Origin of the sequence: Rhodococcus sp. 05-2254-6, from assembly GCF_002258565.1 — a bacterium.
Classification (GTDB): Bacteria; Actinomycetota; Actinomycetes; order Mycobacteriales; family Mycobacteriaceae; genus Rhodococcoides.
This window is the reverse complement of the sequence record NZ_NOZF01000017.1, coordinates 1-20449: the sequence shown is the minus strand read 5'-3', so window position 1 is coordinate 20449 and position 20449 is coordinate 1. Positions and strand designations below refer to the sequence as shown.

At 64.1% G+C, this 20449-nt stretch carries 20 protein-coding genes; 11 read left to right on the top strand and 9 right to left on the bottom strand.

Going from position 1 to position 20449, the window contains the following annotated elements; genetic code table 11:
* Nucleotides 1-24 precede the first annotated feature (24 nt).
* Complete coding sequence (locus CH256_RS28840) at nt 25-1383, bottom strand: serine/threonine-protein kinase (protein WP_306438695.1); 1359 nt, start codon at nt 1381-1383, stop codon at nt 25-27.
* 179 nt (nt 1384-1562) lie between these two features.
* Between CH256_RS28840 and CH256_RS02140 the strand changes: the two genes are divergently transcribed.
* Nucleotides 1563-2780 carry an EAL domain-containing protein gene (locus CH256_RS02140; protein WP_256989335.1) on the top strand — a complete coding sequence of 406 codons (1218 nt, stop codon included), beginning with the start codon at nt 1563-1565 and terminating at the stop codon, nt 2778-2780.
* A gap of 92 nt (nt 2781-2872) precedes the next feature.
* Nucleotides 2873-4417, top strand: a complete 1545-nt coding sequence (locus CH256_RS02135) for an alanine/glycine:cation symporter family protein (protein ID WP_094668742.1) — start codon at nt 2873-2875, stop codon at nt 4415-4417.
* Between the two features lie 18 nt (nt 4418-4435).
* On the opposite strand, the gene CH256_RS02130 is transcribed toward CH256_RS02135, so the two are convergent.
* Nucleotides 4436-5944, bottom strand: a complete 1509-nt coding sequence (locus CH256_RS02130) for a PucR family transcriptional regulator (protein ID WP_179271971.1) — start codon at nt 5942-5944, stop codon at nt 4436-4438.
* A gap of 128 nt (nt 5945-6072) precedes the next feature.
* Here CH256_RS02130 and CH256_RS02125 point away from each other — a divergent pair, with 128 nt between their 5' ends.
* From CH256_RS02125 to CH256_RS02110, 4 genes are read left to right on the top strand one after another with little or no spacing between them, the layout of a single operon-like run.
* Nucleotides 6073-7530, top strand: coding sequence for a purine-cytosine permease family protein (locus tag CH256_RS02125; RefSeq protein ID WP_094668740.1), 1458 nt, complete (start codon nt 6073-6075; stop codon nt 7528-7530).
* Between the two features lie 40 nt (nt 7531-7570).
* Nucleotides 7571-9091 (top strand): amidohydrolase family protein, encoded by a 1521-nt coding sequence (locus CH256_RS02120; RefSeq protein WP_094641703.1) that lies wholly within the window; start codon nt 7571-7573, stop codon nt 9089-9091.
* Between the two features lie 23 nt (nt 9092-9114).
* The gene (locus CH256_RS02115; RefSeq protein WP_094642342.1) at nt 9115-9747 is read left to right on the top strand and encodes a GyrI-like domain-containing protein; all 633 of its coding nucleotides are present in this window, start codon (nt 9115-9117) and stop codon (nt 9745-9747) included.
* Between the two features lie 13 nt (nt 9748-9760).
* Nucleotides 9761-11032, top strand: coding sequence for an MFS transporter (locus CH256_RS02110; protein ID WP_094642343.1), 1272 nt, complete (start codon nt 9761-9763; stop codon nt 11030-11032).
* A gap of 18 nt (nt 11033-11050) precedes the next feature.
* Here the strand turns inward: CH256_RS02110 and CH256_RS02105 are convergent, their stop codons facing one another.
* The 5 genes from CH256_RS02105 to CH256_RS02085 form a co-directional block, all read right to left on the bottom strand.
* Nucleotides 11051-11473: a VOC family protein gene (locus tag CH256_RS02105; protein WP_068047305.1), complete on the bottom strand. Its 423-nt coding sequence runs from the start codon at nt 11471-11473 to the stop codon at nt 11051-11053.
* Between the two features lie 98 nt (nt 11474-11571).
* Entirely contained in the window at nt 11572-11868 is a 297-nt protein-coding gene (locus CH256_RS02100; protein ID WP_068282462.1) for a transcriptional regulator, read from the bottom strand.
* Nucleotides 11865-12284: a hypothetical protein gene (locus tag CH256_RS02095; RefSeq protein WP_094668739.1), complete on the bottom strand. Its 420-nt coding sequence runs from the start codon at nt 12282-12284 to the stop codon at nt 11865-11867. Before CH256_RS02095 ends, CH256_RS02100 begins: the two co-directional genes overlap by 4 nt.
* A 50-nt stretch (nt 12285-12334) precedes the next feature.
* Complete coding sequence (locus CH256_RS02090; RefSeq protein ID WP_068047475.1) at nt 12335-12625, bottom strand: hypothetical protein; 291 nt, start codon at nt 12623-12625, stop codon at nt 12335-12337.
* Nucleotides 12626-12644: 19 nt separating this feature from the next.
* Nucleotides 12645-13796, bottom strand: a complete 1152-nt coding sequence (locus CH256_RS02085; protein WP_094641705.1) for an NAD(P)/FAD-dependent oxidoreductase — start codon at nt 13794-13796, stop codon at nt 12645-12647.
* An 81-nt stretch (nt 13797-13877) separates the two neighbouring features.
* Between CH256_RS02085 and CH256_RS02080 the strand changes: the two genes are divergently transcribed.
* A complete protein-coding gene (locus tag CH256_RS02080; RefSeq protein ID WP_068047455.1) occupies nt 13878-14441 on the top strand; it encodes a dihydrofolate reductase family protein in 564 nt (187 codons plus the stop codon).
* A 16-nt stretch (nt 14442-14457) separates the two neighbouring features.
* Here CH256_RS02080 and CH256_RS02075 read toward each other — a convergent pair whose 3' ends face one another.
* Nucleotides 14458-14754 (bottom strand): DUF503 domain-containing protein, encoded by a 297-nt coding sequence (locus CH256_RS02075; RefSeq protein WP_068047452.1) that lies wholly within the window; start codon nt 14752-14754, stop codon nt 14458-14460.
* 103 nt (nt 14755-14857) lie between these two features.
* Here CH256_RS02075 and CH256_RS02070 point away from each other — a divergent pair, with 103 nt between their 5' ends.
* Genes CH256_RS02070 through CH256_RS02055 form a run of 4 tightly spaced genes read left to right on the top strand, consistent with a single transcriptional unit; the run spans nt 14858 to nt 19722 of the window.
* Nucleotides 14858-15532 (top strand): GntR family transcriptional regulator, encoded by a 675-nt coding sequence (locus CH256_RS02070; RefSeq protein WP_094642344.1) that lies wholly within the window; start codon nt 14858-14860, stop codon nt 15530-15532.
* 57 nt (nt 15533-15589) lie between these two features.
* On the top strand, nt 15590-17422 hold the full coding sequence (gene atzF, locus CH256_RS02065; RefSeq protein WP_094641707.1) for an allophanate hydrolase: 1833 nt from the start codon (nt 15590-15592) through the stop codon (nt 17420-17422).
* Entirely contained in the window at nt 17419-18132 is a 714-nt protein-coding gene (locus CH256_RS02060; protein ID WP_068047446.1) for a cysteine hydrolase family protein, read from the top strand. The genes atzF and CH256_RS02060 overlap by 4 nt, the downstream gene beginning before the upstream one ends.
* A 9-nt stretch (nt 18133-18141) precedes the next feature.
* Nucleotides 18142-19722 (top strand): regulator, encoded by a 1581-nt coding sequence (locus tag CH256_RS02055; protein WP_094668738.1) that lies wholly within the window; start codon nt 18142-18144, stop codon nt 19720-19722.
* A gap of 42 nt (nt 19723-19764) precedes the next feature.
* Here CH256_RS02055 and CH256_RS02050 read toward each other — a convergent pair.
* Nucleotides 19765-20449, bottom strand: a 685-nt coding sequence (locus tag CH256_RS02050; RefSeq protein ID WP_179271970.1) for an SDR family oxidoreductase, incomplete at its 5' end; no start/stop codon positions are given.

Sequence of the window (20449 nt, the reverse complement as noted above, 5' to 3'; positions counted from 1 at the left end):
TCCTGTCCTCGGACGGCCGTGGGGTCAGTTCCCTCGGCCGGAATTGCCGTTTCCGTTCCCGCTGTTGCCGTTTCCTGAATTGCCGTTCCCATTGGTGCCGTTGCCGTTTCCCGAATTGCCGTTCCCCGGGTTTCCGTTGCCGTTTCCCGGCGGTAGCGGTGCAGGCGCGGCCGGTTCGATCGGATCCGGATTCGATGTGGGGACGGGTGCAGGCTCGGGCGGGTTCGAGAAGACCGGGATCGAGGTCGCCGGTGCGGGCTCAGGTGCAGGTGTTGTGGCCGCAACGGTCGGCGACTCCACGAGTGTCGGAGCCGGTGTCGCAGGTGACATGGGCTCCGGCTCATCACCCGTGCCCACTGCGACCCAGACGATCGCCGCGCCCAGCGAAACGAACAGAGCCGCTGCCGCCGGGATCATCCATCGTCGGCGGTGAGATTCGGCCGTAGCCGACGCTGGAAATGTTGTGGGCGCAGCCCTGTCGATGGGTTCGACGGGCATCACGGCAGTGTGAGCAAGAGGTGTCGTGCTGCGCGAGAGCGCGCGCAGTCGGTGGGCAACTGCAGCTGCGTCCGGTCGATCCTCCGGGCGTCTGGCTGTCATCTCCGTCAACAGCGCGTGCCAGTCCGGTCCGAGCCCCTCGGGGACGTCGGGATCGCGGTGCAGGCGCGCCACCGCTGCTGCCACGGCGCTTCCCTCGAATACCATTGTGCCGCTCAGGCATTCGATGAGAACGAGACCCAGCGTATAGATGTCCGTCGGCGGGCCGGCAGACGTACCCGTTGCCTGCTCCGGGCTGAGGTAGTGCGCAGTACCGACTGTGGTGCCGTGCTCGGTGAGTCGTTCGGCGTCGACGATACGGGCGATGCCGAAATCGGCAAGTTTGGCGCATTGCCCCACGCCCACGTCCGGTGCCTGCGCGACGAGAATGTTGGCCGGCTTGATGTCCCGATGGACCACACCCCGGTCGTGAATGTAGGCGAGAGCTTCCGCCAACTCGTAACCGATCCGCGCGACGTGTGCGGCGTTCATCGATCGGCTCCGGCGATACGCACTCAGAGTCGGACCGTCGATCAGCTCCATCACCAGGTACGGAACCGGCATCCCGCTGTCGTCGAGTGCAGTGCCCGCGTCGTACAGCGTCACCAGACCCGGGTGCGACAGCGACGCGAGAGTACGAATTTCTGCATCGATGCGCTGTGCAGAGTCCGGCGGCTCACCGTGGCGAAATATCTTCACCGCTACGGACCGGCCGAGAACGTCGTCGTCGGCGTGCACGACGTCGGCCATTGCGCCGCGTCCCAACACGGTGCCCAGTCGGTATCGATCCGCGAAGAGGCGGTCGTGAGGGGCACGAGGGCGAGAGTCCGCTCCCACTGTCGTCACCGCCGTTCGTCGAGTCCTTCGAGCACCTTATAACCAGTCGATCGACGTGCAGACCGCAGTCGGCTGTGGACATCACGGTGCAGTCGGGCAAGATGATGACCCGGGTGGGGACCGATCGATCAGTATCGAGGGAGGGTCCACCCATGTGTCGAGGCTCGACGAGTGCCGCAATTTCGCCGGTGTCGATCGACATCACGTCGGTCTATCAGCCGATCGTCTTGCTCGACGGGCGCGCCGTCGTAGGGTACGAGGCGTTGGTGCGGACCTGCGGAGAAGGTCCGCCGATCCCGCCACCGGAACTGTTGGGGGTGGCACGCGCGCAGGGCGTCACGGCCGATTTCGATTGGCGGTGCAGACTCAGCGCGCTTCGCGGTGCCGTCGAGTCCGGCTATCCCGATCAGCTCGCGCTGTTCGTCAATGCCGAACCTGTTGCCCTCGATGCACCTCCTCCTCGCGACTACCTGCCGATGCTCGCCGACGCGTCGCGGCTGTCGATCATCGTCGAGATCACCGAGCGTGATCTGATGGGTGATCCGGCCGGTCTGCTGAGGGCGGCCGAGCACGCCAGAAATCTGGGGTGGCGAGTCGCCATCGACGATGTCGGGGCAGATTCCTCCAGCCTGGCGCTGATCCCGCTGCTGCGTCCCGACGTGATCAAGCTCGACATGGCTCTGGTGCAGGGGCGTTCGAGCAACGAGACCGCAGCCATCGTCGCTGCCGTTGCCGCCGAGGCCGAACGTACCGGTGCCCTGGTCCTGGCCGAGGGGATAGAAACCGAGCGGCACGAAAGCTATGCGCGCGCGATGGGGGCCGTTCTGGGGCAGGGATACCTCTACGGCACACCGGCCCCTCTCCCGGATTTCGGTGCGGTACCCGAACCCGTCCGTTCGCTCGACCTGGATGGAACGGTCACCGTGCGCGCCCCCGTGGCGGTCACGCCGTACGGACTCACCCATTCGCTCGGCGCCCGCAGGCACGCGGATTCCACACTGCTCGACGCCATCGAGAACAGTTTGCTGCACAGTGCATACGGCACCGGTTCCTCGACCGTCGTACTGGCGACGGTGAGCGCGTCCACCGGCCTGACGCCTGCACGCGAGTCGATGTTCGAGGACCTCGCCACCCGGACCGCGCTGACGGCTGTCTTCGACTCGCATCCCGCGCCGTCTGCGCCCAGCTTCCGTGCTGTGGTGGTGGGCGCAGACGAACCGTTGGCGCTGGAGCGTTCGATCGTGATTCTTGCTCCGATGTCGAGTGCGGCGCTCATTGCGGTGGAGCGAGGCACGGCCGAGGACGGCACCCCGATGTACGACTACCGCCTCACCTACGACCGCCATGTCGTACTGGACGCTGCAACAGTGCTTTTGAGACGAATACCGGCCAGATCTGCGGTCTGAGCCCGCGAGCGTCTCGTCAAGATCGCGTAAATTATTGCTCGAAATTCGGTAAATGGCGTCTTCTGCGGTCAACGTGCTGTTCACTCGAAGCCATGAGCTCTCACCCCCTCGCAACCGATGTACTGGCCGCGGACGGAGGCACGATCAGCTCCATCGAGACGGCGATCAACAATGCCTTCGATCCGATCTCCGCTGCCGTGTCGAATCTCGTCTTCTTCACCGTGAACATCGGCGGAGCCGCTGTTCCACTGATCGTCCTCTGGCTCATCGTCGGTGCCGTCGTCTTCACGGTGGCGTTCAAGTTCATCCAGGTCCGCGGAATCAAGCGTGCGTTGATTCTCGTCAGCGGCAAGGAGGACGAGGCGGACGCGCCCGGCGAAGTCAGCCACTTCAGAGCTCTCACCGCCGCGGTGTCCGGAACCGTCGGTCTCGGCAACATCGCCGGTGTCGCCGTCGCCGTGACACTCGGTGGACCCGGTGCCACCCTCTGGATGATCCTCGCCGGCTTGCTGGGCATGGCATCGAAGTTCGTCGAGTGCACGCTCGGCGTGAAGTACCGAGACATCAACGAGGACGGCACCGTCTCCGGCGGACCCATGAAATACCTGACCAAGGGTCTCGCAGAGCGAGGACTGGCCAAGGTCGGCAAGGTCATGGCCGTCTTCTACGCCATCGTCATCACGTTCTTCGCCATCAGCGGCGGCAACATGTTCCAGGCCAACCAGACGTACGCGCAGGTCCGCTCCGTCACCGGCGGTGACGATGGATTCCTCGCTTCCGACGGAGCCAAAGCAGTGTTCGGCATAGTCGTCGCGCTGATCATCGGACTGGTCATCATCGGCGGCATGAAGTCGATCTCGGCGGTGACCGCCAAGCTCGTGCCGACGATGGCGCTGATCTACATCGTCGCGTGCGGCGTCGTCATCGCCGTCAACTTCCGTTCCGTCCCCACGGCGTTCACGGCGATCTTCGAAGGTGCGTTCTCGCCCGAGGGTGTGGCCGGCGGCGTACTCGGCGTCATGATCATCGGATTCCAGCGCGCCGCGTTCTCGAACGAGGCAGGACTGGGTTCGGCGGCCATCGCGCACTCGGCCGTCAAGACCAGGCATCCGGTCACCGAGGGCTTCGTGGCCATGCTCGAGCCCTTCATCGACACGGTTGTCATCTGTACCGCGACCGCACTGACCATCGTGATCGCCAACACCGTCACCTGGCAGGATCAGCGCGCGATCGTCGCCGAAACCGGTGAGCTTCCCGCCGGCGGTGTCACCCTCACCTCCGACGCCTTCGAGACCGTGCTCCCGTGGTTCCCGTACGTGTTGACTCTCGCGGTGGCTCTGTTCGCGCTCTCGACCGCTATCACCTGGGCCTACTACGGACTGCAGGCGTGGACGTCGTTGTTCGGACGCAGCCGCTTCTCGCGGACCTTCTTCAACGTGATGTTCTGCATGTTCACCGTCATCGGAACCGTACTGTCCCTCGGCTCGGTGCTCGATTTCGCCGACGCCACCTTGTTCCTGCTGGCATTGGTGAACATCACCGGCCTGTACCTGCTGTTGCCCGTGGTCAAACGCGAACTCTCCGAGTACCTGGCGATGCGTCGAGGCGAGCCGGACAAGGTCGACGCCGAGGTGTGAGAAGGATCGGTCGACGGGTCAGCCGCCGGGGACGGTACAGCCCTGGCGGCGGGCCTGTTCGAGAAACACCGCAGTGGCGATCCCCGGGAATCGGGGGGAGCCTGCCGGTAGTGGACCGAGAACGTCGAACAGCCTGTCGAGCCGTTGATAGAGCGTCTGCCTTTGTATCCGAAGGCTTTTCGCGGTCTCGGTCTTGCTACCCCAATGGGTGATGTAGGCCAGCAGGGTCACGTACAACTCTCCGTGCCGCTCCCGATCGTGGGCGAGCAACGGTCCGATCTGATCGTGGACGAACTTCTCGACCGTGGATTTCCCCGACATCGACTCCACCAGTAGGGCAAGTGCGAAATTGCGGGCATCGCGGATGCGGTCGTGAGGGCCGAGGTCCAGCGCGAGCACTGCTGTGGCGGTGTCGAAACACCGGCGCAGACCGTGGCGATCGGAGGCTCCCGGACCGACACCGGCTCGCCTGATACGCAACTGCGTCGTCTGCAACATCGACAGCAGAACCGGCCGTCGGGCATCGAGCATCTCCTGACCGGCGAAACCGAGAACAGCGACGTGTCGGTCGCCGATCTTCCCGCACCAGTTGTGCGGCGATACCGACCCCACTGTGCGTTGCCACGTGCCGGCAGCCGGGTCGTGGTCGAATTCGACCGACACCGTCAGGTAGGCGTCGTGTTCGGGCATACCCATGCGCTCGGCGACGCCGTCGAGGTGGTCGGTGACATCGGAGGCGGGGTAATTCGTCGCCGACAACAGTGAGAAGAAGCGGGTACGCAGTCGGTCTTCCACCCTGGCCGGGCGTGAACTGAGCAACGCGATCGACAGGATTTCCGGAGCTCTCTCCAGTCCGGCGTTTATCGAATAGATGTCGGCATCGGGTCCAGGAGCCACGGTCAACACCGCGACGTCCCGACCACCACTGGTGACGGGCACCTCGAACGAGGTGAAATCGGATGGCTCGGTGACGAGTCCGGATTGCCCGATCAGATCTCCCGACGCCGAATGCAGCGTCACCGACGACCGAGTCTCGGCACCGAGCACATCGAGAACGGCGTCCACCGCCCCGTCCGTTTCGATCAAGGCCGACAGCAACCGAGACATACGGTTTGCCATCTGCAGCCGACGCAGAGCGGAGTCGGCAAGTTGACTGTTGATGCTCTCGCATACCTGTACGAACGGCACACGGCGTCGGAGATGCACCACCGGAAAGCCGATCCGTTCGGCATGTTCGACCAGAAGCGGCGGAACGACGTCGAGAATTCCCCCCGTCTCCACCGCGATGCCGACGACTCCCGCGGCATTCATCGACTCGAGGTACGTCACCAGATCGGCGTCGGAACACCCGCCGAAGTACACACCCTCCATCAGAATCAGCTCCCCACCGCGCAAGAGCGGTGCGATGTCGAGTTGCTCGCTGGCATGAACCCACCGCAGAGACCGCGACGCAGAACGCCTTCCCGCGACGAGCTCGGGTCGCGCCGCGGAAAGATAGACGTCATCGAAGGCGTCGAGCACATTCATAGGTGACATTCTGTCCACCCGCCGTTACGAGTGGCTTACATTGCGTAAGGGTTCGGGAAACACACGGGCAGCAGGCTTCTCACGAGGCCGACCGAACCGCCGGTCGACCGCATACCGAGGAGTTCACGGTGACCACACATTCCCACGACGTCGAGGATTCGCTCCAGCCGATTCCCGAGAGCCAGAGAACCACCGCGTTGTCCGGTCAGTTCTGGATATGGGCGGGTGCGAACATCGCGCCGATCAACTGGGTGCTCGGCGCGCTCGGCATCAGCATGGGCCTCGGCCTGGCGGATACCCTGACGGTGCTCGTCCTCGGAAACGTCATCGGAATGGCGATCTTCGGATTCTTCGTTCTACTCGGACAACGAACGGGAACGACCGGAATGCTGTTGGGCCGTTCGGTCTTCGGTCGTCGAGGCAACTACGTTCCCTCCGCCGTCCAGGCCGTGGTGGTCGTCGGCTGGTGCGCGGTGAACACCTGGATCGTCCTCGACCTGGTGATGGCCCTGTTCGGCGAACTCGGCTGGGTCGACCCGGACGCCGCGAACGTCGGATGGAAGGTCGCGGTGGCCACAGTCATCATGGCGATTCAGGTCGGTATCTCCATGGCCGGATACCGGGCGATCGCGGCATTCGAACGCTGGACCGTTCCGCCGACCGTCGTGGTGCTGGTTCTGATGTCGATCGTGGCCTGGTTCCACCTCGACATCGACTGGAGTTACTCCGGTCCGGACGGAGTTGCGCTGGCCGGCACCGAGCGCATCGTCGCCATGTCCGCTGTGATGACGGCCATCGGAATCGGCTGGGGACTGACGTGGTTGACCTACGCCGCCGACTACTCCCGCTTCGTGAGTACAAGTGTTCCGCGACGCAAGCTGTACCTGGTCAGTGCACTGGGACAGTTGATCCCCGTCGTGTGGCTCGGTGTGCTCGGCGCGACGTTGGCCACCACCAACGGTTCCGTCGATCCGGGCAAGCTGATCGTGGAGAACTTCGGTGCGCTCGCCATCCCGGTGCTGCTGTTGGTTCTGCACGGCCCCATCGCCACGAACGTCCTCAACGTCTACAGCTTCGGTGTGACGGCGCAGGCCCTCGATATCAAGTTGAGTCGGCGCACTTTGAACCTTGTCGTCGGCGTTCTCGCACTGGCCGCGAGCGTGTTCTTCGTCTTCCAGGAAGATGCGGCGCAGACCCTCGACGCCTGGCTCGTGGGTGTGGTGGGCTGGGTGGCGACGTGGGGCGCGATCATGCTGGTGCACTACTACATCTTCGAGCGCGCCAGCACCCGCTACGGCCATCTGTTCGACGACGTGGGCTCGACGAGGATGCAGGACGTCAACTGGCGTGCACTCGCGGCGTTCGCCGTGGGAATTTTCGGCACCTGGATGTTTCTCAACGGCATGGTCCCGGCATTGCAGGGGTTCGGTTCGCAGGCGCTCGGCGGTCTCGACATCTCGTGGCTCGTCGGCAGTAGTGCTGCAGCATCGACCTACTACCTTCTCGCCCGAAAATCTCATCGGCAGTGGATGATTCGTCAGCAACAGCCCGAAGAGCAGGCTCCGACACCACAGCCGGTCGAATAGCTCGTAGCCGTCATCGCGCCGCGCAGTCAAGGAAGGAAACATGGGAATCTTCATCAGGAACGCGCACGTCATCACCATGGACGCATCCACCGGATCCGAACCGATCGTTCGCAGCATCCGGATCGAGAACGACGTCGTCACTGCAATCGCTGCCGATCTCGAACCCGGCGACGGCGATACGATCATCGACGGCCGCGACAGGCTGGTGACACCGGGATTCGTGAACGCACACACCCATTCCTGGGAGACGTTCTACAAGGGCAGATACGACAACATGCCCCTCGAGATGTGGATGGCCATCGCGTATCCGATCCTCGGCGACAGTCGCGTCGAACCCGATCTGGTTCGTCTGCGCAGCACGTTGTTCGCAATCGAGTCCCTCGAAGCGGGCGTGACGACGATCGTCGACGACGTTCTCGAGAACCCGACTCAGGATTGGGCGCAACTGTCGGCGGTGTTCGACGCCTACGAGGAGATCGGCATCCGAGCGAACATTTCCGGACACGTGATCAGCAAACCGTTCGTCGATACTGTGCCGTTCATCGCCGATCATCTGTCGCCGGAGGTCACGGCCGAGATTCGGTCGCATCCGGTTCCCACCACGCAGGAGTACCTCGCATTCAGCAGGAAAGCATTCGAGCAGTATCACGGTCGAGGCAACGGGCGTCTGCGATACATGGTCGCGCCGTCCGCACCGCAACGGTGCGGTGCGGAGCTTCTGGTCGGTGCCACGCAGTTGGCGGCCGAATTCGACGCCGAATGCCATATTCACGTCCTCGAGACCAAGACTCAGTTGGTCACGGGAACGGAGATGTACGGCGGCTCCCTGGTGGAATACATGGGTCGGATCGGCGCACTGTCGCCCAATACCACCCTGGCGCATGGCATTTGGCTGACCGACAACGACATGTCGATGATCGCCACGGCGGGTACGTCGATTTCGCACAATCCGATCTCGAATCTCAAGCTCGGATCGGGAATCGCCCCGTGGCATGCCCTGCGTACCGCAGGCGTGAACCTCGGGTTGGGAACCGACGGATGCTCGAGCAGTGATTCTCCCCGCATGCTCGACGTCGTGAAAGCTGCTGCGCTGCTGCACAAGGTGACCAACCCGGACTTCACCACCTGGCCCACGGTGGACGAGGTACTACATGCAGGCACCGTCGGCGGGGCCCGCAGTGCGTTCCTTCAGGACACCGTGGGCACCGTGGAGGTGGGGATGCAGGCCGACCTGGTGATCTTCGATCTCGACACAATGGCTTTCACGCCTCGGCAGAAGCTCGACCGGCAACTGGTGTATTCCGAGAACGGTTCCTCGATCGATATCGTGATCGTGGCGGGCCGGATCGTTGTCCAGGGCGGACGCGTCACCACGGTCGACCGGTCGGCGGTGCTGGCCGAACTCGCCGAGCGCCTCGACGAGATCGTGGCACGCCAGAATGCACTCGATTCGCTGAACAAGCCCCTGCTGGATGCGCTGGCGGCCATGTACGACAGAGCGGTTGCGACCCGCGGCACCGTCAACCGATTCAGCGACGACGAACGCGCGTGGCTCGTCTGAACGGCGGTGCCGGAGCGGGTGTCATGAAGGTCGATTTCAAGAAGACGCTCGACGCATATTCGGCACGGCACAACATCTTTCGTACCCTTGTCGTTCCGCCGCTGACCTACCTGATGCTCGACGGACACGGCGATCCGAACACCGCGCCGGAGTATGCCGAAGCAATCGGGGCGCTCTACCCCGTGGCCTATGCAGTCAAGTTCGCGAGCAAGAACGATCTCGAACGGGACTACGTCGTCCCGCCGCTCGAGGCTCTGTGGTGGGCCGAGAACATGACGTCGTTCACCACCGAGAGGGACAAGAGCGAGTGGAACTGGACCGCCATGATCATGGTGCCGGACTGGATCGACCGTCCGATGTTCGAGGCGGCAGTGGCGACCGCCGCCTCGAAGAGCAACTCGGATGCGTCGAGCAGGGTTCGGTTGGAGACTCTCGACGAGGGACTGTGCGTACAGACGCTGCACATCGGGTCCTACGACGACGAGACACCGGTACTCGACGAGCTCCATCATCGATACATCCCCAGTTCTGGATTGACGATGACGGGCAGACATCACGAGATCTACCTGAGCGATCCGCGCCGGGTCGAACCTGCGAAGCTGCGCACCATCCTTCGCCAGCCGGTAGCGCATTCAGCGGAGTCGGCGTCGCTCTGACACGATGGCCGTCATGACCAACGCGGTGCGCCCGGCGTCGTTCACCGCCGGGACCCTCACTCTCCTGGGTGCGCTCTACTTCGCGCAGGGAGTGCCGTTCGGATTCTTCACCCAGGCCTTGCCGGTGGTGCTCCGAGAGTCGGGGTTCTCCTTGGTGAAGATCAGCGCAACCGGTGTGTTGTTCCTGCCGTGGGCGCTCAAGTTCCTCTGGGCACCGTACGTCGATCGGTATGGATCCAGGAGGCGGTGGCTGCTCTCGCTGCAGTGTTCGGCCGCAGCGGTGGCACTGGCGTTGTCGTTCCTCGATCTGTCCTCGACGTTGCGCTGGTTGTTCGTCGGGATCTTCGTCATGAATGCTCTGTCGGCGACGCAGGACATCGCGACCGACGGCATCGCGGTGCGCACGCTCACCGCGGCGCAGCGCGGGTTGGGCAACGGACTCCAGGTCGGTGCCTACCGCATCGGCATGGTGTGCGGTGGCGGACTGCTGTTGTGGCTGTTCACCTTCGCCGGATGGCGCGCGCTGTTCGTTGCGATGGCACTGCTGATCGTGCTGACGACGCTCCCCGTGTGGTGGATGCGCAGACAACTCGACGCGGCCGACGCGGACTCCGATCCGCACGCCGAGCGACCGAGGCCGGGGCGGCTGGCCGGTGCCTGGTGGTCGCGGCTTCGCAGACCCGGAATGATTGCATTCATTCTGCTGATCATCGGGTTCAAGTTCGGCAACTCGATGGGATCGGCCCTCGTGGGTCCGTTCCTGTCGGACAGCGGTCTGTCGCTGCCCCAGATAGCGCTGGTCGAGGGCGGTCTGTCTTCGGTGGCTGCGGTCGGAGGAGCCGCACTCGGGGCATGGCTGGCGTTTCGGTACGGACGTCGTCGGGCCCTGCTGGTGGGCGGAGTGAGCCAAACGCTGAGCCTTGCCCTGTATGTCGTCGCGTCCCTCGGTGTAGGCGGCTTTCCGCTTCTGGTCACCGCCAACATCACCGAACATGTGCTCGGTGGTGCGGCCACCGTGGCGGTGTTCGCGCTGATGATGGACGCGTCCGAGAAGCGCTTCGCGGGAAGCGATTACACGCTGATGGCGTGCGCGATCGTCTTCGCGCAGGGTGCCGCCGGGATCGCCGCCGGTGTGGTCGGAGACCTGTTCGGCTACACGGCGATGTTCGGTTCCGCGCTCGTCCTGTCCGGTATCGGCTGTGTACTGTTGCTGCTGGCCCTCGATCGGGGCTGCGGGCCCGAAGGTCTCCGACAGGTGATCCCGCCGAAGACCGTCGTCGTGTAGGAGCGGCCGCGTCGGCGCTCAGCTCCCAGTGTTGGATCCTGCGATGTTGACCATCCACTGGACACCGAACTTGTCGGTCAACATTCCGAACGTGTCGCCCCACGGAGCTTTCTCGAGACCCATGGTGAACTGCGCGTCGACGGCCAACTTGTTCCAGTAGCCCGTCAGTTCGTCCTCCTCGTCGCCGCTGAGCGAGACACTCATGGTGTTGCCGGGGGTGTGCTCCATCGACGACGGCGTGTCGGCTCCCATCAGAGTGAAGCCGTTCGAGGTGGTCAGCTGGCCGTGCATGACCTTGTCCTGGTCGGCGGGATCCTCGCTGGCATTGGCCTCGCCGAGCGTGGTGACGGTCAGCTCGCCACCGAAGACCGACCGATAGAACTCCATTGCCTCGCGGGCATTGTCTCGGAACGACAGGTAGGGATTGAGAATGGACATGATCGAAGTCTCCTTCTTCGCTGAACGAGCGGGCTGAACTACGTCGACGGCATCCGTCGAAACAGTAGACACGCACCACGACGGAAAGTCACCGCAGAAGATCAAATAGAGGCGTCGGTATCGGCCAGAATGGTGCGGAGTGCAGCCACATGGTGCCGATACGCCGTTCTACCGTCCTTCGTCAACGACAACCACAGTCGACGCGAGTCCGTGCGTGATCGCTGCTGCTCGACGTATCCCGCATCGACCAGCGCGGCGACCTGCTTGCTCAGCGCCGATGCGCTCAACCCGCTGTGTTCCTTGACGATCGAGAGTTCCACCGTCGTGGCCGCGGCCAGAAGGGCACAGATTCGGAGCCGGTGTGCGGGATGAATGATGGGATCGAGATCGCTCGTCATCGACGTGTGCTGCGGTAGTGCAAGATCGATCCGATCGAGTAGATCGACGCAGCTGCGATGGCGAGCAGAAGCACAGGCCAGGCCGGTCCGCCGGGATTCCCGACAGCCTGCGCCAGTGCGACGCAGAGCGCCGAGAGCGCCACGCAGGTGAGGAAGCCTCTGTTGGTGGGTAGGGCCCACGGCGTCCCCATCCGATATCCGGTGATGACGTTGACCGCGATGATCACCGCAGCTACCCCCAGGGGCGCGGCCTGGCTGTCGAGAAGGGCGGTCAGTGCGAAAACGGCAAGCAGCACCGCGTTGACCGGGTACAGCCATATCGGCCACCGAGTGTCTCGTACCGCGCGCTGAACTCGGTCGATGTCGTCGAGGGCTGTCCGTGCTTCGGCAGGTGTGGGTCTTCCGATGCTTTCCATGGTGGAAACCGTATTGGATAGTTTCCATCATGGCAACCATCTGGCGAGGGTCAGGTGTCGGCAGGCCGCGATACTTCCGATTCCCAGCGGGCTCGTCGTTCGTCGTCGGACTGTTCCCACCACGGCGTTCCACGCTCGCCGAGGGCGACTTTGGTGGCGTGCACCCCTGCCCGAGATTCCGGTGCGCCCGACGTCCGTTTGACCTCCCTGCGCCACGCCATCAGGATCGACCGCAGTTCGGCATTGCGATCCTCGGGGATGTCAGGATCCGTTGCGCGCCAACGTCGACCCTTGATGACGATGTAGCGACCGTCCTCGGTGCGTTCCGGTTCTTCGGCCATGGGTCCACACTGCCATGCGTCAGCTGCTCAGATACTGCGGCACTGCAATCCCGTCGAGCCCGAGCGCAACGGCGGCACGAGCGGTGACCGGGCCGACCAGATTGCCTGTCCCGTTGTAGCCGCCGAATGCGACCACGGTGTCGTCGACGACTGTGCACAGCGGGCGCCCGTCCGCGGTGAATCCCACGGATGCAGCCCAACGCGCAACAACCGAAAAAGATTCTCCTGCAAACGATGTCGCGACAGATTCGATGTAGTCCTGCACCTGGGCGGTCGGTTCGTCGGACGGTGTCCACTCGTCGTCTACGAAGAGGTCACGACCGCCCCCGACATACAGCCGTCCCGACGCGTCCTGCTGCGCGTAGTCGTATCCCCATCGTCCGTACACGGGGCAGGGCAGTCGTCTCGGCGTCACGGGCGAGGTGGCGAGCATCTGCAGACGCGCGGTCCGAACCCGGCCGTCGAGCTGGGGGAGTACCTGTTCGAGCCGACCGTCGACGGCAACGAGAACCAGGCCGCACCGAATCACCCCACTCGGCGTCGTGACTGCTCCTGGCTCGATGGCGGTTGCGGGCGTGTTCTCGTACAACCGGGCGCGGCCCGCGAGGATCGACGCCAACCCCAGCGCGCGACGCGCAGGATTCATCACCGCGTCGTCCGGTAGGAAGATCCCGCGCCCCAACTCGCCGGAATACTGCTCGACGGCAATGTCGTTCTCGCGCAGGCACTGTGCCAGCGCATCGCAATCCTCCGAATCAGCGAGCTCGACCGGCGCGCCGGGCACTCCCGCGAGCCTGATGGATCCGGTACGGCGGACGACGTCGGATCCGAGAATCTCTTCCAGAGAGTCGATCTCGGCCAGAGTCGCTCGATACAGATCCACCGCACACGGGCCCCAGGTTGCGAGCGCAGCGTGCAGAAAAGTCGCCGGACCACCGAGCAGGAATCCGCCGTTGCGGCCCGCGGCACCGGCAGCGATCCGTCCTGCGTCGATACCGACCACATCGAGACCACGGTCCACGAGGTCGGTTACAGCGGCCAGACCCGAGCCTCCCAGGCCGACGACGCAGACGTCCGCGGTGCCGTCACGCTCCAGTGCGGGCAGGCCCGGCCAGCCGGACACGGCCGGGTCGTCGTCCCACGCCGGGCGGGACATGTCGCTGGCAATCATCGGTCGATGGTATCGACGGATTCGGCGGGCGGATGGTTTACGATTCCGGCACCCGCATCCCAGCACCGGTAAGGACCGTCCATGCGCACTGTGATCGTGACCGCGTTCGTTTCGCTCGACGGCGTCATGGAGGGACCGGGCGGCGAGGTGGGTTATCGCAACTCGGGGTGGACGTTTCAGGGCATCGAGTTCGACCCGGCCGCGTACGAGATCAAAGGACGTGAGCAGGAAGAGGCCACGGCGCTGCTGTTGGGCCGCACCTCGTACGAGGCATTTGCGCCGATCTGGCCCACCATGGACGATTTCGCCGGGTACAACGCGATGCCGAGGTACGTGGTGTCGACAACGCTCGAACAGGACGACTCACGCTGGCCGGCAACCATTCTGCGCGGTATCGACGACGTTGCCGAGCTCAGGGACTCCGATGGTGGGCCGATTTCGATCCACGGCAGCGCCACTCTGGGGCGAAGTCTCGCCGACGCCGGACTCGTCGATCGGTACCACCTGCTCGTCTTTCCACTCCTGCTCGGGGCGGGAAAACGATTGTTCAGTGAGGCCGACAAGGACACCACGCATCTCGAACTGGTCGAACACGAGGTCTACGGCAACGGAATTCAGAAGCAGGTGTTCGACGTACGACGATGACCGGGCGGGGCAGGCCTCAGATGTCGTCGCTTCGGATGGTGCGCCGCCGCACGGAGACGAGTTGCAGCTCGGGACGTGAGGCCGCCACGCGCTCGATTCGGTCGAGAACTTCGGTGACGTGGTCGCGATCGCCTGCTACGACTGACGCGCCGACACCTGCTCGTCTGTGCAACTCTCGATGATCGGTCTCCGCGGCCGACACCGCGAACTTACGTTGCAATTCGGAGATCACCGGCCGGATCACGGAGCGCTTCTCTTTGAGTGAGTGAACGTCTCCGAGAAGGAAGTCGAATTCTATCCATCCAATCCACATATACCGACCATCCTAACGCTGGGGGATACCCGAGCACTCGGGATTCGACTCGGCGATGCTTCGGATGCGCACCATTCGCCGAACATGTTCGTACACTGGCGGCATGGCTGCACCGGCGGAACACGGCTCCTTGCCGCCCAGCCTTGTCGAAATGGCGACTCGCCAAGTCCGATCCGAGGTGCTCAGCGGTGCGCTCGAGCCCGGATCCCGAGTGGTCGAGGAAACCCTGTGCGCGCGCCTCGGGATCAGCCGAGCACCGGTACGTGAGGCGTTGCGCCTGTTGGCTCAGCAGGGTCTCGTCGAACATCTTCCACGTCGCGGGTTTCGAGTGACGGTGTGGTCGACAGTGGACATTCTCGAACTCTTCGAGCTGCGTCAGGTTCTCGAACGGCATGCGCTCGAGCGCGCGCTCCCGCTCGCGTCGTCTCGCGACGGTGCGTTCGCGCCGGTACGAACGGCGCTCGACGAGATGCGTGACGCCGATGCGCGGGGCGACACCCTCGGCAAGGACGACGCCCACCGGCGTTTCCACGAAGCCATCGTGGCGTTGGCAGGCAGTCGCCAACTCGATGTGGCGTATGCCCCGATCCTGCTGAAGTTGCAGCTACCGATGGCCCGCAATCTCAGGGAAGAAGCCCGAGTAGCCAATCCGGTCGACGGGATCCGGCGTCACGAGTGGTTGCTCGACGCCATCGAATCGAACGATCTGTCGGTGGCGCTCGCTGCGTTGAAGCAGCACGGCGAGCTGACCTACCTGCATCTCGAGAGTACTTCCTAACAGACTCGAAACACGGCAACAACCTGCAGTAACAGAAAACTGTCGACAATCGACGGTATGAATTCAGACCTTGGACCGGTACTCGGCCCGACCGTTGCCGAGATGCTCGCGGCGTACCGAACCGGTGCCTCGACTCCCACGGCAACGGTGGAGGCCTTCTCGACCGCCGTGGCTGCGCGCGGCGACGACGGAACGTGGATCACCATCGTGGCCCGTGCGGAACTGCTCGCGGCCGCCGCGGCTCTGGAAGCGCGACCCGATGCGGTGTCGCTACCCCTGTACGGAATTCCCTTCGGCGTCAAGGACAGCATCGACGTGGCCGGATACCCGACCACTCTCGCCTGTCCCGACTACGCGTACACGCCGGATTCGACGGCCCCGGCAGTGCAGGCGTTGGTCGACGCCGGAGCCATCTTCGTCGGCAAGACCAGCCTCGACCAGTTCGCGACCGGGCTGAACGGAACGCGCACGCCGCACCCGATTCCGCGGAGCGTCTACGGCAACGACATGATCTCGGGCGGGTCCAGCTCCGGTTCGGCACTGGCCGTCGCCCTCGGGCAGGTGCCGTTCTGCGTGGCCACCGACACCGCAGGATCGGGGCGAGTGCCCGCAGCGCTCAACGGCATCGTCGGGTACAAACCGTCACGCGGCCTGATCAGCACCGTCGGACTCGTCCCCGCGTGCAAGTCGCTGGACTGCATCACCCTGATGGCGACGACGGTCGAGGATCTCGATCTCGTCTTCGACGTCATGTGCGCCGAGGATCCAGCGGACGGCTGGTCGCGTCGCCGCGGAGAGAAGTTCGACGGGCACGAGGTCACTGTGGGTCTACCGGACCTGCAGCAGTTGGATTTTTTCGGCGACGCAGCCATGTTCGATGCACATTCGGTCGCGCGCCGGTCGCTTCCCGAGCATGGATTACGGACCACCGCAGTCGATCTCACTCCGTTTCTCGATGCCGGATCGCTGCTGTATCAGGGACCGTGGGTTGCCGAGCGGCTGGTCGAGTTCGACGAATTCCTCACCGACAAGCCCGATTCCATCGTTCCGGTCGTCCGCGAGATATTCCTGGGTGGACGGCGGTACAACGCCGTCGATGCCTTCCGTGCCCTGCAGACGCTGCAAGACCTTCGCGCTCGCGTCGCGCAGCTCTGGACATCGATGGACGTGATGATCGTGCCGACCATCGGTACCACCTTCACCGTGCCCGAGGTACTCGCGGACCCCATCGCGTGCAACACGAAGCTCGGCCACTACACCCACTTCGGGAACCTTCTCGACCTGACCGCCGTAGCGGTTCCCTCCGGGCTCACCGAGGACGGTCGACCGGTCAGCCTCATGGTGATCGGGCCTGCGCTGGCCGACGATACGATTCTCGCAGTCGCGGCCCGGTTGCTCGGAGAGGGGCGCACCGTCTCACCGCCTCTCGCTGGCGGAGAGCCGGCGGTCGGGACCATCGACATCGTCGTTGCCGGGCACCATCTGTCAGGAGAGCGCGCCAACCCGCAGCTCGTCGAGCTGGGCGGGTCCCTGGTCGAGGCCACGTGCACCGCGCCGACGTACACACTGCTTCGGATCGGAACCGCCGATCCGACACCCGGTCTGTTGCGAGTTCCATTCGGCGGCAGCGCAATCGACGTGGAGAGGTGGCGTCTGCCCGCCACTTCTCTTGCGGTACTCGCGGGCAGAATGCCGGCGGTACTCGCTCTGGGACGAGTGCTGCTGGCCGACGGTTCCGACGTTCTCGGCTACGTCTGCGATGCCACTGTGCAGACCGGTGCGGAGGGACACACCGTCGACGACATCAGCGAGTTCGGTGGCTGGCGGGCATATTCCCGGGCGATCAGTTCTGCTCACGACACTTCCATTGCAGCACAGGAGATCTCATGACCTCAACACATACACCGGTAGTTTCGATACCGTCGGCGTCGCCATCGGAGTTCACCCTCGACGCGTCGACGACGGCACTGCTCGTCATCGACATGCAGAGGGACTTTCTGCTTCCAGGGGGATTCGGTGAGAGCCTCGGCAACGATGTAGGCCAGCTCCGAACCGTGATCGAACCACTCGTGGGTCTCATCGCGGTGGCCAGGGAGGCCGGGATACCGGTGATCCACACCAGGGAGGGGCATCTGCCGGACCTGTCGGACTGCCCGCCGGCCAAGTTGCGCCGCGGCGCGCCCTCTCGGCGCATCGGAGATCGGGGAGCGTTCGGCCGCATACTCGTTCGCGGTGAGTACGGCCACGACATCGTCGACGAATTGGCACCACTCGAAGGCGAGACCGTCATCGACAAGCCCGGCAAAGGGGCGTTCTACGCCACCGAGCTCTCCGAGGTTCTCACGAGCGCCGGAATCACCACCCTGCTCGTCACCGGTGTGACGACGGAGGTGTGTGTGCACACCACGGTGCGGGAGGCCAACGATCGAGGATACGAATGCCTCGTGGTGACGGACTGTGTCGGTTCGTATTTCCCGGAGTTCCAGCGAGTGGGCCTCGAGATGATCTCGGCTCAAGGCGGGATTTTCGGGTGGACCGCGCCGTCGGAGGACGTCGTTGCCGCGTTGGTCGCGTTCGTTCCCACTTCTGCGAGCCGATAGGACCAGAACATGACCATGGACGTCAAAGACTCACCCGCTGCAGGCTCGTCGCCCTCGTTCACCCTCTCGTGGTGGACGAAAGGCGACACCAACGCATTCTTCGGACTCGGCTTCAACATCCTCGTCAACGTTCTCACTCTGACCACCTTGAGCATCGCAGTGGTCGGTATTCCAGGAAGCGACGTCCTCGGGACGCTGCTGCCTGCTCTCGGAATCGCACTGATCCTGGGAAACTTGTACTACATGGTTCTCGCTCGTCGACTTGCCAAGCGCGAGAACCGAACCGACGTGACTGCGCTACCCTACGGTCCGAGCGTGCCGCACATGTTCATCGTCGTGTTCGTGGTCATGCTCCCGGTCTACCTGGCGACGGGCGACGCGGTTCAGGCGTGGGCGGCGGGACTCGCCTGGGCCTTCATGATCGGCATCATCGTCATGATCGGAGCGTTCGTCGGGCCCTACATTCGCAGGATCACCCCGCGCGCGGCAATGCTCGGTACGTTGGCCGGCATCTCCATCACGTTCATCGCGATGCGCCCGGCCGCGCAGATGTGGGAGGCCGCCTGGATCGGGTTGCCCGTTCTCGCAATCATTCTCATCGGCTTCTTCACAGACGTGAAGTTGCCCGGCAACATTCCGGTGGGTCTCGCGGCGCTTCTGGTGGGCACGGCGATCGGCTGGATCGGCGGATACATGTCCGTGCCGGACGTGACCGAGGCGGCGAGCAATATCGCGCTCGGCCTTCCGGATCTGCGCCTCGATCTCCTGCTCGACGGTCTCGGTAACCTGGCACCCCTGCTCCCCACCGCAATTCCGTTGGGGGTCTACAACTTCACCGAGGCGATGAGCAACGTCGAAAGCGCGTCCGCTGCCGGAGACAACTACAACCTGCGCAGTGTGCTGCTCGCGGACGGCTTCGGTGCGGTCGTCGGCTCGGCGTTCGGATCGCCGTTCCCGCCCGCGGTCTACATCGGCCATCCCGGCTGGAAGGACGCAGGTGGCCGCACCGGATACTCGGTCGCATCGGGCGTCGCGATCGGGTTGATGTGTTTTCTCGGGTTGTTCGGATTGCTGGCGACGTTGCTGCCGATTCCCGCGATCGTTCCGATTCTGCTGTACATCGGACTGCTGATCGGTGCCCAGGCATTCCAGTCGGTGCCGAAGCTGCACGCTATCGCGGTGGTGGTGGCGCTGCTTCCCAACCTCGCGGAGTGGGCGGTGGGTCTGATCGACAACGCACTCAGCGCGGCAGGTACATCGGCTACCGAAGTGGGCAGTGAGGCACTGGGTCAGGCGGGTGTCGTCTACGACGGGCTGAAGACGTTCGGATCGGGAGCGGTACTCGCCGGACTGATGTTGGGCACCATCGTCACGTTCGTTCTCGACAAACGGTTTCTCGCCGCCGCAGCAGCGGGTGGGGTGGCCGCGGCACTGTCGTGGGTCGGTCTGATCCACTCACACGAGGTGGGGTGGGCAGCCAACCCGCAAGTGGCCCTGGGTTATCTGTTCTTCGGGCTCGTGTGTCTGGCGTACTCGCGGCTGATTCCCGCCCCGAAGCAGACGGGCGAACCACAACCGGTCGGGGAGTAGGGCTTCCCGATGCGGGCCGCGTGGCCCGCATCGGGAACTGCTCTAGCGCGTGCTCACGAGCTCGAGCGCCACGAGATCGGAGAGGTACTTCTCGATCAACTCGCGCCCGAGGTGCGGAATGTCCCCGACGGCCGAGGCGAACTCGTCGGCGGGCAGCATCGCCCCGGACGACGGGTGTTGCGGGTGTGCGTACGAGTCGATCAGGGGGAGCAGCGAGTGCGAACGCTGCTTCTCCGGCAATGCCTCGACTGCGGCACCGAACCGTTCGAACCACTCGTCGTAGTTCTCGACGATCTCGATGTCGCGACCTGCGTCACGCATCCAATCGACGAACGTGTCCAGCGAGATGTCGTCGTCGTGTGGGTTGAGGATGTCGAACGTTCGGTAGCCAGAGGTATCCCCGCCCGCGATCGACGTGATGGCCGAAGCACTGAAATCGGCAGGCAGACCGTCGTAGTGGGCCAGCGGTCGCCCTTTCTCGTCGGTCGGTGCCCCGGTGTCGGTGGCGTAGAACGTGTGAGGAGCCAGGCCGGTTGCGACGACCGAGAGGATCAGACGCGTGAACACGTCCGGCACGTTGAGCTGACCGGTCCATCTGCTGTGCGCCAGGATCATGTCCGAGCGAAAGACCGACACCGGCAGGCCGAACTCGTCGAACGCGTTGCGCAACAGCACTTCACCGGCCCACTTGGAGTTTCCGTAGCCGTTGGCGTAGGAATCGTCCACA